The sequence below is a fragment of the Streptococcus sanguinis genome (assembly GCF_050223295.1).
Lineage (GTDB): Bacteria > Bacillota > Bacilli > Lactobacillales > Streptococcaceae > Streptococcus > Streptococcus sanguinis_X.
The window spans coordinates 138,552-154,258 of sequence record NZ_CP071424.1 but is presented as its reverse complement, the minus strand read 5'-3'; the positions used below and the strand labels follow the sequence as shown (position 1 = coordinate 154,258).

At 43.4% G+C, this 15,707-nt stretch carries 16 protein-coding genes; all 16 read right to left on the bottom strand.

Annotated features, from left to right (window positions below; translation table 11 throughout):
• Positions 1–19: 19 nt before the first annotated feature.
• Entirely contained in the window at positions 20–982 is a 963-nt protein-coding gene (locus J1C77_RS00845; RefSeq protein ID WP_002922656.1) for a glycosyltransferase family 2 protein, read from the bottom strand.
• A gap of 34 nt (positions 983–1,016) precedes the next feature.
• Positions 1,017–2,015 carry a Stealth CR1 domain-containing protein gene (locus tag J1C77_RS00840; RefSeq protein ID WP_049547592.1) on the bottom strand — a complete coding sequence of 333 codons (999 nt, stop codon included), beginning with the start codon at positions 2,013–2,015 and terminating at the stop codon, positions 1,017–1,019.
• Between the two features lie 2 nt (positions 2,016–2,017).
• The gene (locus J1C77_RS00835) at positions 2,018–3,175 is read right to left on the bottom strand and encodes a glycosyltransferase family 4 protein (RefSeq protein ID WP_002922659.1); all 1,158 of its coding nucleotides are present in this window, start codon (positions 3,173–3,175) and stop codon (positions 2,018–2,020) included.
• A 3-nt stretch (positions 3,176–3,178) separates the two neighbouring features.
• Positions 3,179–4,351, bottom strand: a complete 1,173-nt coding sequence (cps2T, locus tag J1C77_RS00830; protein WP_042763062.1) for a beta 1-4 rhamnosyltransferase Cps2T — start codon at positions 4,349–4,351, stop codon at positions 3,179–3,181.
• 34 nt (positions 4,352–4,385) lie between these two features.
• Positions 4,386–5,762, bottom strand: a complete 1,377-nt coding sequence (locus J1C77_RS00825; RefSeq protein WP_002922661.1) for a sugar transferase — start codon at positions 5,760–5,762, stop codon at positions 4,386–4,388.
• 38 nt (positions 5,763–5,800) lie between these two features.
• Positions 5,801–6,499, bottom strand: a complete 699-nt coding sequence (locus J1C77_RS00820; RefSeq protein ID WP_002894050.1) for a polysaccharide biosynthesis tyrosine autokinase — start codon at positions 6,497–6,499, stop codon at positions 5,801–5,803.
• Positions 6,500–6,509: 10 nt separating this feature from the next.
• Positions 6,510–7,205 carry a Wzz/FepE/Etk N-terminal domain-containing protein gene (locus J1C77_RS00815; protein WP_002894051.1) on the bottom strand — a complete coding sequence of 232 codons (696 nt, stop codon included), beginning with the start codon at positions 7,203–7,205 and terminating at the stop codon, positions 6,510–6,512.
• A 7-nt stretch (positions 7,206–7,212) separates the two neighbouring features.
• Positions 7,213–7,944 (bottom strand): capsular polysaccharide biosynthesis protein Cps4B, encoded by a 732-nt coding sequence (gene cps4B, locus J1C77_RS00810; RefSeq protein WP_002922663.1) that lies wholly within the window; start codon positions 7,942–7,944, stop codon positions 7,213–7,215.
• Positions 7,941–9,449 (bottom strand): LCP family protein, encoded by a 1,509-nt coding sequence (locus J1C77_RS00805; RefSeq protein WP_002922665.1) that lies wholly within the window; start codon positions 9,447–9,449, stop codon positions 7,941–7,943. Before J1C77_RS00805 ends, cps4B begins: the two co-directional genes overlap by 4 nt.
• A gap of 203 nt (positions 9,450–9,652) precedes the next feature.
• A complete protein-coding gene (gene nrdG / locus J1C77_RS00800; RefSeq protein WP_002899261.1) occupies positions 9,653–10,252 on the bottom strand; it encodes an anaerobic ribonucleoside-triphosphate reductase activating protein in 600 nt (199 codons plus the stop codon).
• Positions 10,218–10,763: a GNAT family N-acetyltransferase gene (locus tag J1C77_RS00795; RefSeq protein WP_002922666.1), complete on the bottom strand. Its 546-nt coding sequence runs from the start codon at positions 10,761–10,763 to the stop codon at positions 10,218–10,220. Before J1C77_RS00795 ends, nrdG begins: the two co-directional genes overlap by 35 nt.
• A gap of 9 nt (positions 10,764–10,772) precedes the next feature.
• Entirely contained in the window at positions 10,773–11,270 is a 498-nt protein-coding gene (locus J1C77_RS00790; protein WP_002922667.1) for a GNAT family N-acetyltransferase, read from the bottom strand.
• Positions 11,271–11,322: 52 nt separating this feature from the next.
• Positions 11,323–11,463 carry a hypothetical protein gene (locus J1C77_RS00785; protein WP_002894059.1) on the bottom strand — a complete coding sequence of 47 codons (141 nt, stop codon included), beginning with the start codon at positions 11,461–11,463 and terminating at the stop codon, positions 11,323–11,325.
• A 1-nt stretch (position 11,464) separates the two neighbouring features.
• Positions 11,465–13,660, bottom strand: coding sequence for an anaerobic ribonucleoside-triphosphate reductase (nrdD, locus tag J1C77_RS00780; RefSeq protein ID WP_042763226.1), 2,196 nt, complete (start codon positions 13,658–13,660; stop codon positions 11,465–11,467).
• 221 nt (positions 13,661–13,881) lie between these two features.
• Positions 13,882–15,429, bottom strand: a complete 1,548-nt coding sequence (locus tag J1C77_RS00775) for a hypothetical protein (protein WP_002922669.1) — start codon at positions 15,427–15,429, stop codon at positions 13,882–13,884.
• 38 nt (positions 15,430–15,467) lie between these two features.
• The gene (locus J1C77_RS00770) at positions 15,468–15,611 is read right to left on the bottom strand and encodes a hypothetical protein (RefSeq protein WP_002899268.1); all 144 of its coding nucleotides are present in this window, start codon (positions 15,609–15,611) and stop codon (positions 15,468–15,470) included.
• Positions 15,612–15,707 lie beyond the last annotated feature (96 nt).

The window sequence follows — 15,707 nt, the reverse complement described above, 5'->3', positions numbered from 1 at the left end:
CTCTGAATCATTCAGTCGTTTATTGCTTCCACTTTTTAAAGTAAAAATAGAGGTGTGGATACCTACTAATCAAAATATATAGAATCTTACGTTTCTTACTAACTCTAGCATTCTTCAAGACAAGAGGCAAATAGGGGCTCGTCTTCTCCTGAAGACGCTTGAACTCTGCTGGATTTCCATCCTGAATCATCGTAAAAATAAGAAGACTTCCTGTAAAGAAGCGTGAAATGATGGCTTCTTGGAGTTCTGAACTCTCAGGATAGGTTGCATTCACAACCTCTTTTAAATGATCAATTGCTTCGTAAAACTCGTATTGTTTTGGCGTGAAAGCTGAGGCAGTAATGCTACCAGGTCTATGGTAATAATGGTAAATCGGAAGATGGTACAAGGCCACAGATTGGACTTGGTTGAGATGCTCACTGATAACATAGAGGTCTTCGTAGATGCGCCCCTTGGGGAAGGGAGCTTTCTCAAGAAGTTCTTTCCGATAGAGTTTCCCACAAGCAGAGACCGTTACAAGGTCTCCGTAGAGCATCTCAGTCAGAGCCTTTGCCTTGTCATAGACCTTAACTTGGTCTAAATCAAGCTGATCCAAGTGAAAATTTTGAAAACGATGATATTGAGCTGTTGGCTCTACTTTGCCACTCACCATATCTGATTGGGTATGACTTTGTAGCTCTGCTAGCAGTTCCAAGGCGCAAGGTTCCAGATAGTCGTCTGGATCTAGGAAAGTAATCCAGTCACCCTTGGCTTTCAAGACCCCATAGTTCCGAGCATCAGACAAGCCACCGTTGACCTTATGGTAGCTAGTCACCCAATCATATTGCTGGGCATACTGGTCACACAAGTGTCCTGAGCCATCACTCGAGCCGTCATCAATCAAGAGGACTTCCATATCCTTGTAAGTCTGATGTTCCAAACTCTCCATGGCATAATGAAGGTAGTCCTCCACATTATAAACAGGCACAATTACCGAAATCATATTTTCTTTTCTTTCTCTTACTTAGTTTTACAGTTTAAATCTCAAATGAGCTTCTATCTGGAAGCAGTTGATCCATAGCCTTGATAAAGTCTGTCATCACCTGCTCCTCGTCTTGAATGTTAAATCCATCATTGATACACATAATTTGGTATTTGCCAGAGTTTATCAAGCTCCAAAAATCTGGTCCGGCATTATCTAGGGAAAAAAGACCACCCAATTTAGGATTCCCAATAGCATATTGACCACTGGCAATTTGCCAATATTTAAAGAGCCAAACATTGGTATCAGATGGACTTCTAAAACGACTTGCTGAGGTTTTTTCCAAGATAGCTTTTTCCTTTTCCCATACCAAGTCCATAGTTGATTTTAGTAGAGGATAGGGCAGATGACTCTCCCAGAAACCACAGATAAACTGACTATTTCTGTATAGTAGCGACTTAACGATAGTTTTTAATCCCTGCTTTGGATCAAAGAATTGGCCATTCTTCAAAATTTCATTTCGACTGAAATAGCTAGTGACAATCTCCATGTCATTTATCTGAAAATTCCCCGTTCCATATCGCTCAGGAATAATCGGTGAAAGAGCCGTATTATATTTGGGTAAACCATCCTCTGAGAAAAAATCTGTCGGCTCGACTGGAGCTGTCAAATACATATCGTCATTAAAAAAAACAAAATGCTCTGAGAGACCAGGGATTCGATGGATGTTACTTTCGATAGGATTGGCAGAAAAAACTGGCAGGTAGTCATTACAGATAATCTCTGTATGATCTACCAACACCAATTTTTCACTATTTATATCTAACCAGCTTGGCTTTTGCTGGTCGGTCACGAGGTAGACCTTATTGACCCAAGGAGCAAATTTTTCAACTCCTCTAAACCAATATTTAAAGGTCCCCCATTCTCGGTAAGACTTGACTGAATTCATACTCTGTTTAGAAGTATTAACCGAGCCATCATAGCTTGATTTTTTTTCTTGCCACACAGGATCATTCCCATCAACCCAAGTAACAACAAAATCTATTTTATTCATAACTAATCTTTTCTATCTGTTTTATACAACTCCGAAAAGTTCTTGATGTAACTCTCCAAAGAAAACAGCTCTTTTTGTCTCTGATATCCTACTCGCCCAAATTTTTCTCTTTTTTCAGAACTATCTAGTAAGAGAGAAATGGCATTAGAAAGTTCTTGAGGACGATTTGGTTTGACTAAGCAACCACTTTTGTCATCTACTACCATTTCAGCTATTCCCCCATTGTTATAACCAACAACTGGTTTTGAACAAGCCATGGCTTCTAGGACTACTGTAGGTAGGGAATCAGGTTTTATACTTGGTAAGACAAAGATATCAAACATATTATAAAGTTCAGAAGTCTTATCGTAGTAATCAATACGATGAATTTGTGACACAACAGATGAAGAAGCTATTCTCTTATCTAGTTCTTCTAAGCGCCATTCTTCACCAGGAAAAACACCTCCAGCTAGGAAAGCCACCGCTTGCTCATTCTTTTCCAAAAGTGGCTCGACTGCTTCTATGAAATCATTTTGTCCTTTGATAGCATTGACCCGACCAATCATGCCAATCACAAGTGCATCTTGCGCAATGTCAAATTTTTCACGAATAGAAGACGCATCCATTGGATAATAGACAGCATTATCGACACCGTTATAAATCACTTCCACTTGGCTATCTTTGATAAAGGAAGACTGCTTGATATGATTAGCGACCGCTTGGGACACCGTCACAATCTTGTCTGCATATCGTCCCATGAGCATATTGATAAAGTCAGAAATAGCTTTGGGTTTGACGATAATCTCATGAACATGCCAAATCAAAGGCAGCTTGAGCTTGCGTTTCAAATAGATGCCCTCCAAAACAGCCGCTGTATTATTGTGAACCATATCTATACTGTGTTCTCGAGCATAGAGGGCGATTTGCTTAGCATAGAAATTATAAGAGCGAATATAGTCGGCAATGCCTTTGGGATTAAAATACTTCCTTCGTAAAATCGGATAATCCAACACACTGACCTGAGCCCCAACCTGACGCAAGGCCTCGACTAAAACACCATCATTTGGCAGGATGACATGAGCTTCAAATTCTTTGGAATCCAATCCTTTGATCAATTCCAATAAAACCTTATCTGCTCCATACATTTCTGCACCAGCATGCAAGTATAAAATCCGTTTCATTCCCTATCCTTTAAACACTTCTTCATAATCTGACACAATCTTTTCCCATGTGAAAGCTGAGAGGATTCTTTGACTTGACTTGAAATCCAAGTCAGTTATTGCTGCCTGATCAAATCCTTCTACTTCCTCAATGACACGAGCCAACTCATCTTTTTTCCAATAAATGGCCCCGTCTTCACCAACCTCACGGTTAAAGCCAACATCCAATAAGAGATTTAATTTAGTAGATGCCAAGGCCTCCAAAAGAGACGGATTTGTTCCGCCAACTTCGTGGCCATGAAGATAGGCAAATGCATTCTCCCGAATGTACTTGAGCAATTCTTGATCATAAACTGTTCCAACAAATTTAATTCTTGGATCTTTATCAAATCCTGTGTCTTTGAGCAGCTGATTGTAAAACTTGTTTTCTTCAACATTGGTAATCAGGACAAAGTCTTTTTTAGAATGAGATGCCATAACCCCCTTAATCATGGCTCGATAGTTATTTTCTGGCACAAAGCGCCCAACAACTAAGTAATACTCATTCTCAGCAATATCTTTTTCCTGATACCATGATCGAACTTTGTCTTCGTTAGCAGACAACTCAGACCTGCTTGTATCTGTCCCATAGGCAACGTAAGTTGTTTTTGGAGCATATCTCAAATAGTCTGCTTTTATGTAAGATTCGATATTCTCACTATCACAAACTAAGAGATCTGCATGCTTAACCATCAGTGCTTCAGAAATTTTCCAATACTTGCGTACTGGCATGCTCCACTTCGCTCGCAGCCATTCATGACCATCAGGATTGACAAGGAGCTTGCCGCCCAGTGCTTTGATTTTCTTTTTGATGTTTCCGATAAAAGGGCCAATTCTACAAGCTAGAACGTAGAAAATTGGCTCAGAATCTTGATTCTGCTCAGCTAGCTCAATAGCCTTATTTAGCGCAGCAATATCATAGGCAATCGCTCGAGCTGAGCCAATCTTAGGCACATCTATGTTGTAACATATAGCTCCATTATACTCGAAAGTATCCTCTAAAATCCCAGACTTGGCTGAATTCTCCCACATACAAGCCACATAGTACTGGATATTAGAATTTTTCTGGCAGGCGGTCAGCTTCTCAACAAAGGTCTCAAATCCACCATATTTAGCTGGGATACCTTTAGATCCCACGATATAAACTGACTTTTTCATACTCCTCCTAACTGCAAAAGAACTGTTTCTCCCCCTACTTTGCTCCATCTCTAGCCAATACAACTCTAAAAGTCTTTAGCAAAATTCTGATGTCTGACCAAATCGTCCATTCATCTATATAAGCAACATCCAAACGCACCACTTCATTAAAGTCTGTAATCTGACTGCGTCCACTAACCTGCCAGAGACCTGTGATACCTGGCTTAAAGCTGAGGCGGCGTTTTTGTTCTGGTGTATATTGCTCATACTCATCAACAGTTGGCGGTCGCGTACCAACCAAGCTCATATCCCCAATTAAAACATTATAAAACTGCGGTAGTTCGTCTAAGCTAGTTTTACGGATAAAGTGGCCGATAGGCGTAATCCGTGGGTCATTATTGACCTTAAACATACCGCCAACCATCGTATTCTGCGCCAACAAATCTTTTTTCCGCTCTTCAGCATCAGTGTACATAGACCGGAACTTATAGAACTTGAAACGACGCCCATTCTTCCCAATTCTCTCCTGGGCAAAGATAGCAGGTCCACCATCCTTCTTGATAAGCGGAACTAAAACAAGAGCAGCCAAACCACAGAAGAAGAGACCAACCAGAGCACCAATAATATCCAGCGTGCGTTTTGCTAGCACATGACCATACTTGTAGAAGTTTGTCGAAAAAGTGACCATACTCAAGCCTGCAACTTCTCGAACCCGCTTTTCTCCCATAGAAATAAAATCAAAGACATTGATATTAACAGAAACATCAATTCCCATTGCTTCAAATTGTGAAATAAAGCCTTCAATGTTATATTCCTCATTTGGCAGGTTGATGAATACTTCATCCACTACTTCGCGTGTCGCAAATGAGACAATTTCTTCTTTAGGAACGATTTTTACATTGGGATTGCTAAACGGAGCATCATCTAGCAAAGACACCGCAACAATCCTGCCCCCTATATCGAATGATTCTTGCAGGCGTTCAAAGACCTTATCCAGAGAATCACCTGTTGTAATTAGAAAAACTCTTTTACTATTTTTCAAGTTTGGATAAACAGTCTTCTGATAACGTTTAAAAGCCAAATTAACAAAATAGACTAGCGCTGCATTTACAATGACAAAGTAAATAAGCCCTCTTCGAGAAATAGAAAAACTATCTTGCATCATGAAAGAAGCAAAACTAATTGCCAAACTATAAAAAATACTATATCTCACAGTGAAAATAAACTCTTCTAAATAGCCTCGCTTCAGGATGTCATAGCAAAAATCGCTGGCATAAAAAGCAATGACATGCAAGAATGCAAGCACTAAAATACTGTGCTGATTGATTTCCGTTTCCCTTAAAGGACTCACTAAAAATCCTGTAAAGAGTACAGCAAAAAGCTGAACAAAGGCAAGTTCTGCCTTTTGAAATTCCTTCCTGTCCCTAAACATAATAATCTCCCAATTATCCTAAAACTCTTTAATCCCTATTATTTCCCATAATTGCCATAGCTGCCATATCCCCCATAAGTTCCGTAGGCGCCATAGCGTTCCAAATCAATGTTATATTTATTGAGGACAACACCCAAAAAAGGAGTTCCCGTTTGTTCCAACTGCTCTTTAGCTTTCATGACTGCTTTTCGTTTGATATGGCCTGCTTGTGTCACCAAGAAGCTGGCATCGCATTTCTGAGCGATGATAGCCGCATCAATGACCAGACCAATCGGTGAAGTATCCACAATGATGTAGTCATAACGAACACGCAAGTCAGTCAAAAGTGCATCAAACTGCTTGCTTTGCAAAAGCCCCGTCGGATTAGGTGATACTGGACCAGATAAGATCACATCCAGATTTTCCAGATCTGTATCGTTGATGACTTCGTGCAGGGCAGCCTGTCCTGACAGATAGTCCGTCAGTCCTGATACTTTTCTCTGACTGCTAAACACACCTGACATGACTGAGTTGCGGATATCCGCATCGATCATCAAGGTCTTGTGACCAGCTCTGGCAAAGGCGGCTGCGAGGTTCACTGAGGTTGTAGACTTTCCTTCATTTGCCGTCACCGAGCTTATTTCGACCATTTTGATATTGGCGCCACTCAGCTGTACATTAGTACTTAGAGCATTGTAGTATTCCTCGGTTAGTTTGACAAGGTTCCTTTTTTTCCTAACTAATTCTAAGGTTGCCATTTTCTCTCCCTTACATTCTGTTCATATCTGGGATAACGCCCAATAACGTCAAGCCCATGACTTCTTCAATGTCCTCTGGCTTTTTCACCCGATCATCCAGGATTTCTACAGCGATGATAAAGATCGACATCAGGACACTGCCCCCTAAAAATCCTAAGATAACATTACGCCGAATATTTGGTGAAGAAGGCTCTGCTGGGACTGTTGCTTCTTCCAAAGTTGTCACATCAGAAACTTTTGTCACCTCGATGATTTTCTCAGCGGCGATATTACGAAAGGCATTGGCAATGCGAGCCGCTTCCTCTGGATTGTCATCCTTAACTGTAATCGAAACGATACGAGTATCCGCCGGAACGGAAACGGTGATGTGACGCGTCAGCTCTCTTGGTGACGTTTGCAGTTTCAACTCACTAATTGCCTGTGACAGAACCGCCTGTGACAGAATGATTTCCTTAAAGTCCTTAACGAGGTATGAACCCGCCTGCAGGTCCTGATTGGTCAAAGCTGCCTGCGTCTCGTTCTGACGGCTAACCACATAGATGCGTGTGGTGCTCTGATACATTTTCTTAGCAATAAAGACGCTGTAGCCAAAAGCCAGCAAAGAAAAGAGCACCGCTCCCAATACGATGGTAAATTTCTTCAGCCATAAGGCTCTCAGCAAGGACAGAATATCGATTTCTACGATTTGCTTTTCTTGTTTTTCCATTTTTCCCCTAAATCAATTCATTTTTCAATAATAATGCTTGGTTGCCGCCAAAGAGGGCCTCTGCCCGGCGGGAACCGTATTTCTTAGCGACGATGTCAAAGGCCTCTTTCATAAAGGGCGGTCTCTGGCTTAGATTGTGCATGTCGCTGGCAACAAAGTGGACCAAGTCCTTCTCCAAAAAGAACTGAGCACGTTTTTTCATAAATTTATGCGAGTCTCCAAGCAACTTAGGCTTCAGAACACTGGAGCTGTTAATCTGAGTATAGCAGCCCATATTAATGAGTTCCTGCACCTTCTTTTCATCATTTTCCAGGCAGTGATAGCGCTCAATATGAGCAAGGACCGGTGTTAGACCTAAGCGCAGAATCTGAGCCAAGCCTTTATGGATGTCTTTATAAGGCGTTGCCATGCTAAACTCAATCAGCACATAGCGTGTACCAGCTAGACTGGGGAAAATCCCCTTTTCCAACTTATCCGCCACATCGCTGGTGTAGTAAACCTCTGCCCCATAGAGAACCGTCAAGTCAGGCGCCACAAGCTCTGCCAATTCTTTCACCATTTTAAAGTTAGCGCTTATTGTCTCCTCAGGCGTTTCAAACATGCCCTTTCTGCGATGAGAAGTAGAGATAATAGTCCGAACTCCCTGTCGATAGCTTTCTTCCAACAGTTTTTTGGAATCCTCAAAATTCTTAGGGCCATCGTCCACATCAAAGATAATATGAGAATGGATGTCAATCATGGCGTTTTCCCTTCCATTACCTGCTGAATCGCTGCCTTAGCATTATCAAGGCTTTCCGGTTGGATTTCCATCATGTAGAGATTGGAATCTGGCATAGCATAGGATGGTAGATCCATACGACCGTTTCCGCTGATGGCTTGTGACTGAACTTGATAGCTTCCACCTGACTCCAGCTGGGTATTGACCAGATTCATAAGAACAGGCAGCTCCATATTGGTCTGGATAGAGTCCTGCAAGCCGGAAATAATCTCGTTGTAGTTCTTCAAAGCACTAGTTGAAGTCAGCTTTTTAATGACTGCTTCGATAACTTTTTCTTGATTTTTTCCGCGGTCATTGTCGCCACCCTGAAGGGAGTAACGCTCGCGAACAAAGCCTAGTGCCTGATCTGAGTTCATATGAACTTTCCCTACTGGGAAATGATGATTACCATGTCGGCTGGTAAATTCTTGGTCATTTTCAACATCAATCCCTCCCAACAGGTCTACCAGCTTGAGGAAAGAAGAGAAGTTCAGACGAACATAGTAGTCAATGCGAATACCGTAAAGATTTTCCAGCGTGTGGACAGAAGCATCCACGCCATAAATCCCTGCATGAGTCAGCTTGTCCATCTGCCCAGCCCCTCCATCTGCAATCGCCACATAAGAATCACGAGGAGTTGTCGTCAAGAGGACTTTCTTGGTCTTGCGATTAACCGTCATGATGATATTGACATCTGAGCGTGAGACAGATGAAATCGAGCCATAGGTGTCAATACCGCTGACATAGATATTGAAGACATCTGCATTGGCATCATCCCTGCGCTTGCCTGTCTCTACTTGACGGGTGATTTTATAAGTATAGATTTTCTTTATCTTTGAAGCATAGTCAGCATCATGAGAAGCCAGCATGTCTCCAAACGAGCTATTGAGGGCAATGGCCTCAGTCTCTTGATTGATGAGGGCCTTGTAGGCTGCGATATAAGACGAGCTGTTTTCCACTGTGAGTTCTGTCTTTTTAGTCTTCTTGATGTGGTCCAGAAGAGCTGTCACATTGTCCTTATCCCCATTTTCAGTCGGAGCTGTCAGCTTCTTCAGCTGAGTTACATCTGATTTATCGCTGTCTGTCCGGACATAAACGGCCATTTCAATTTCAGAGTAATTTGAGGTGGAGTTCACACCTCTAGATAAGTCCATCAGCTCCTTGACCCCGTACATAGCTCCTGAGGATACCAGCAAGGTCACAAACAAAAGCACCGTGGTCAGGACTTTGAACTTATTTTTCCATACAAAGAAGGCTGCCAGTAAAATAACAGCCGCCAAAAGAGCAGACAAAATAAGGTTCAGGTGATGAAACGCCAGAACATTATTTTTAAATATAGAAAAAACAAGCAAACCTGAAACCAAGCTTACCAATGTCAGTAAAGCTGCATTAAAGAGCCTAAGCTTCTTCCCCTTTTTAGAAGCAGGCACATTTCTCCTATGTTGATTCATAATTCTCCCTTTTTCTCCCCTGAGATATAAATACATTTTATTATATCATAAATGCATTATGATACACTAAAATATTTAAAAATATTTTAGTTTTTTCCAAAATTTGTTGACAAAAAAGGACAGTCTGTATTAATTTTCGGTAAATTCTTTCTTTCTTCTCGAAAAACAAATATTTTATACTGTTTTTGACAACAGAAAAAGAGGTAAAACCTCTTTTATATCAGCATTTTGCTTATTTTTTAAAGCATCTTATCCCTGTCAACTTGCTCATAGGCCTGGAGGCCATCATTCAGCTTATCCCAGATGACTACTTGACCTGACTGAAGGGACTTCTGCACATCAATGATGCGCTGATTAGAAGAACCACGGAACTGCAGCATGAGATTTTTCTTGGTAAGGTCAAAACGGCCGTCCACCAGAATATCAATCAGACTCAGCAGCTCCAGCTTATCCTCCGTTTCCAGCATCATCTCCTCCCAGGTGTAGCCCGTCCAGGACCAGATATCCTTGTCCGGCAGCTCTCTCCGAATCCGCTTGACCAAGGGCAGGAGAATGCCTGTATTGAGAAAAGGCTCGCCGCCTAGGAGGGTCAGTCCCTGCACATAAGGTTCCGCCAAGTCTTTCATAATCTGCTCCTCCAACTCTTGGGTATAAGGAATGCCGGCGTTGAAAGACCAGGTTGCTGCATTATAGCAGCCCTCACAGTGAAACATACAGCCACTGACATAGAGGGAGTTGCGGACACCTTCGCCATCTACAAAGTTAAAGGCCTTATAGTCAATGATTCGCCCCTTGCTCAGCTCCTCACTTTTCCATTCTTGAGGTTTGGGATTGTTCATCTTCATCCTCCAAATCAATCCAGTAGCGCTGACTTCTGTCGATTGTATTTTCGTAAACACCGCCAGCGGAGAGAATGGTGCGGCGGCTGGCTTCGTTGTCTTCATCGCAGGTAATCAGCACTCGTTCCAGTCCTTGCTTTCGAGCCTCTGCTAGTCCTAGCTCTAGCTGCAACTTAGCCAATCCCTTTCTGCGTTGACTGGGCCGGATAGAATAGCCGATATGCCCACCCTCTACAAATAATTTGTCATTCAAGGACAGGCGCAGGGCTAAAAATCCCAAAGGCAAGCCGGTCTCATCAAAGGATAAAAATTTGATTGCAGGAACCCAGCCTGCTGGCAAATTGGCAGCATCCTCCTGCTGCTCTACAATCTTTAACCAATCCTCATAATCCTTTGCTCGCTTCCAAGTGGAGCCCATGCCACCATGCATATAAGATTTTGCAGCATCGAACTCCGCAATCATCTCTAAAATTGCGTCTTTATCCTCCAAAGTTGGTCTTCTTAGCTCCATGTTACCTCCTTAATTGACATCAATCCAGTAACGCTCTTTTCCGCCTCGAACATCCTCTAAAGCTCCGCCATTAGCCAGAATCACTGCCCGGCTGGCAGCATTGTCACTATCGCAAGTCACTAGGACTCGTTTTATATTTTTACTTTTAGCCACTTGCAAGCCTTGTCTCAGCTGCTCTTTTGCCAATCCTTTCCCACGCGCAGAGGGACGGATACTATAGCCGATATGCCCGCCTTCTTGGAGCAAATAGTCATTGAGCCGCAAGCGCAGATTGAGAAAGCCTACAGCCTGACCATCCGCAGCAAAAGAGATTAGTTGGATGTAAGGCACAAACCCTTGCGGCAAGCTTAGACCTGCCTCAGCTAGCTGAATCGTCTCCAGCCAGTCCTCGTAGACAAAATCCGCTCCGCCAAAGAAGCCGTCCTGCCGGCTGCCAGCTGCTTCAAAGTCAGCCAGCATTTCTAAAATCTTTTCCTTGTCTTCTAGTTCCGGTCGTCTCAGCTCCATAGTACCTCCTGATACGAAGAGAGTGAGACCGCCTTGCGTCCCACTCTGACTTCTATTGTTTCTTGTTCTTTTCTAAAAATTGCTGACGCAGTTTGGCTAATCGTTCTTTTTTGCCGCTGCCACCCTGCGAATGTTTTTCATGGAAACGCTGCACCTGAGCCTTTCCTTTGTCGTCCAATTGATACTTTCCCATCTTAATTTCCTTCGTACTTAATAGTCGAGCCATTCATGTGCTTGACCCGAGCTGATATTTCCTTGTGACGGCCGTTGACCATTGGACGGGCTTGCGGATTTCCTAAATAACCGCAGGTCCGCTTGACCACATCGACCGTCTTGGGATCGCTGTTGCCGCAGTTTGGACAGGTGAAGCCCCGCTCGGTCGGCGTGAAATCTCCCTCAAAGTTACACTTGTAACAGCGGTCAATCGGCGTATTGGTTCCCAGATAGCCAACCCGATCATAGGCATAGTCCCAAACAGCCTCCAGTGCTTTTGGATTTTGCTGCAGCACAGGGTACTCACAATAATGGATAAAGCCGCCTGAGGCTCCCACTTCAGGATAAATCTTCTCAAAGTCCAGCTTTTCAAAAGGCGTTGGATTCTTGCGCACATCGTAGTGGAAGGAGTTAGTATAGTATTCCTTGTCAGTAATATCCGGAACGACGCCAAACTTCTCTGTATCCAAACGGCAGAAACGGTCAGTTAGGCTTTCAGATGGCGTCGAGTAGACAGAAAAATGATAGTCATACTGATCTGACCACTCTTGCACTCGACTCTTCATATCTTTGACAATGGCAATCGTAAAGTCCTTGGCTTCAGGATTGGTCTCCCAATTACCGCCGTAAAAGACTGCTGCCACTTCATACAGACCGATATAGCCTAGAGACACCGTGGCACGACGGTGAGTAAAGAGCTGGTCTACCTGATCATATTTGCCCAAGCGTTGGCCAAAAGCCCCATACTGATAAAGAATCGGCGCATTAGCTGGACTGGCTTCCTTGGTCCGCTCCACTCGGTAAACCAAAGCATCTTCAGCGATATTCATCCGCTCGTTAAAAAGTTCCCAGAATTTATCCAAATCCCCCTCGGATTCAAGCGCAATCCGCGGTAGATTGACAGTAACGACACCTAGATTCATACGGCCGGAATTAACTTCCTGACCATTTTCATCCTTCCAGCCTTGTAGGAAAGAACGGCAGCCCATCGGTACCTTGAACGATCCAGTTAAGTCGATAATCTTGTCATAGGAAAGCACATCTGGATACATGCGCTTAGTGGCACACTCCAGAGCCAGTTCTTTGACGTCATAGTTAGGCGTTCCCGGCTCGAGATTGAGCCCACGCTTAAGGGTGAAAATCAGCTTAGGGAAAATTGCTGTGCGGTGCTCACTTCCCAGTCCCTTGATACGGATATTGAGAATGGCCTTCTGAATTTCCCGCTCAAAACGATTGGTTCCCAGACCAAAGCCTAGCGAAGTAAAAGGAGTCTGACCATTAGAGGTAAAGAGGGTATTGATCTCATACTCTAGCGACTGCATGGCATCGTAGATGTCCTTCTTGGTCTTTGCCCAGGCGTACCCTTCCTGCTTATCCGGCAAAACCCATTGCTCTGCATCCTTGAGGTGCTTTTGATAATTAAGCTCAGCATAGGGCGCCAAGACCTCATCAATTCGATCGGCCGAACAACCGCCGTACTGGCTGGAAGCTACATTGGCAATGATTTGCGAGATCTGAGCTGTCGCGGTCTGGATAGACTTGGGACTCTCTACTTCTGCATTCCCAATCTTGAAGCCATTTTTCAGCATGCCGTCAAAGTCAATCAAACAGCAGTTCGTCATTGGCGTATAAGGGCTGTAGTCCAAGTCATGGTAGTGGATGTCCCCCTTCTGGTGGGCATTGGCCACATGAGGCGGCAGCATCTTAAGTCCAATGGACTTGCCGACAATCCCAGCTGTCAAATCCCGCTGGGTATTGAAAACATCACTGTCCTTATTGGCATTCTCATTGACCACCGTGCGGTCTTTGTTGAGGAGCTTGTCAATAGTAAAGTTGATATCAGTCGCTTTTGAGCGCTCAAAATCCCGTTGGGTGCGGTAAGTGATGTAGTTCTCTGCAATGGCATATTCCTTGGCATTCAAAAGCTCATGCTCAACGATGTTCTGAATCTCATAGATTTTGACATACTTAGCGAAGCGACTGCTGATTTCTGCCACAATGCGGTCTGTGATAGCTTCTAGCTTGGCTTCCAGCATTGGATTCAGCGGACCGACTTCCTGAGCTGCCCGCACCATAGCCTTATAAATCTTTGACACATCAAAAGCCACTCTGCGGCCATCCCGCTTCTCCACATAAATCGCTGGAGCAATTTCAAACTTCTCTTCCCTTAAAATCATCATGAACACTTCCTTTTCCTGCCTTTGGGACAAATCAAGTCTCTTCAGACCACCCACCTGCCAAGAAATTTCCAAGAAATCTCCGACAGCAGTTCATCCAAAGAACAGTATTTTTTAAATAAGTCGATACAAGTCTCATTATAGCACGTTAAAATTAAAAATCAATATGTTGTGGCAAAAAAGTTAATTTTTAACTTTAGACACAACATATTGATTTTTTACTACTTAAGTTGATAAAGCTTGAAATGGTCGAGTTTGAGGTCAGATTCCTTATAATTTTTGGAAATTAGCTGTTTCACATCCGACAGCAGTTTGACATCATTGTTAACCAAAATATACTTGGGCTGGCTGTTTTCAAGCCCATTCTGAAGACCCAAACGATTTTCAGCCGTTCCCACATACAAAGTTGGAGACAAGAGAGAAACAGCTGATAGGCGGCCGCTCTTTTGATACAGACTAGCCGAGGTGTCCCAGGCATAGATAGTATCCCCGTCCTTGGTCTTTTCCTTAATGTACTGAGCTGCCTCGCTTCTTTCAGCAGATACACCTCTGGAAAGGATATACTCATTCACCAAAGGATAGCCAATCAGGTAAAAGATGGCTAAGAGTGGCAAAAAGAACTGGCCTGAGAGATAGGAAGTCCACATCGTAGGACGACGACGATCCCGGCGGTGACGCCCCGGTGCCTGCTGCTTACCTTTATTGAACCACAAAGCAAAAAGAATCATGGCAAAAGGCAGGGCAGGAAGCAATTGATAACTGCCCTGATCTGGCAGGATAAAAGTCGCAAAGACAGTAATGAAAAGCCCTAGCAAGCCGATAAAGCGCAAGACGCGCAGGCTGGTTGCCTGCCCCTTTTCTCTTGAAAAGAGATTGACACCCAAAGCAGAAATGAAACCTAGACCGACCGTCAGCAAGCCATAATAAATCAAATTAGAAAGACTATGACTGCCAATTAAGCTGATGGAATCCCAAGCATAGGTCACCTGACTGATAGCCTGGCCAAAGGTTTGATTGGCAACAGTAAAGTAGCCGATAGGATAAAAAATCACTGAGAAGCCAAAGAGACCAGCTAAAAGCTGATAGAAGCCTCGAGCCGCACGCTTGGCTGCGATATTGTAGACCAAAAGCACCAGAGCAGTCAAAGAATAGAAGACTAGGCTGGAAACCGGATCAATCATAAAAGCAAGAGCTCCAAAAGCTCCATATAGAATGAACTTTTCATCCTTGATTGAATCCTGCAGATAGCGCACCAAGAAAGATAGATCCCAAAAAATAAAGGGCAGAACAAAAATACTAGAGTAAAGGCCCCCAAATCCAAGGGCAAAGACTAGCAGGTAAAAGAGCACCAAGAGGCTGCGTGATAAATCCTGTTTAGGCTGTAAGAGCACCAAGGTCTTGTGCAGGAAAAGTCCAGCCAGCCACAGAGCCAGCGTCTGAAAGACCATCCACAAAAGCTGTCCAAAAGCCAGACTGCTGGTCCAAGCCATCAGATAGTAAAGCAGACCACTAGTCCCATATATTTGCGAATATGGCACCTGCCCCTGAGTCATGGCCCAGCCGGCATAGAGATTCTGACTTTGTAAATTCGTTGCTAGATTGGTCAAAAAAGGATTGACCACACTCAGTAGGCTGATAGCCAAACTGCACAAGAGGGTCAAAAAATAGGGCGTCGGCTCTGGCTTGATGAATTTTTGCTCAGACCTTTCAGCCCTAGTCAGCTGCTCCTCTGAAACCTCTAAAACTTTTTCTTCCGTTGTATCATGCATATAAAATATTCTCCTTGATATCAGTCCCATCTAGTATATCAAATTCCTGTCCTCCTGTCAGCTTTCTCTTGACCCTTCTTCTGAGCATTATAGCTTCTAGCCAGCTCCTCCAGTTCCCGAAAACAGCGATATTCTCTCGTTTCATAGGCAAGTGGCTGACTGGAAATTTTCTCCATTGTCATCTTAAAAAATTCCTTTATTTTTTACATTCGTAAAAACAGAGCAAAAATCCGTCCCAATGTAAAAGAAAAAATGACAAGAACACATCTCCACACGAT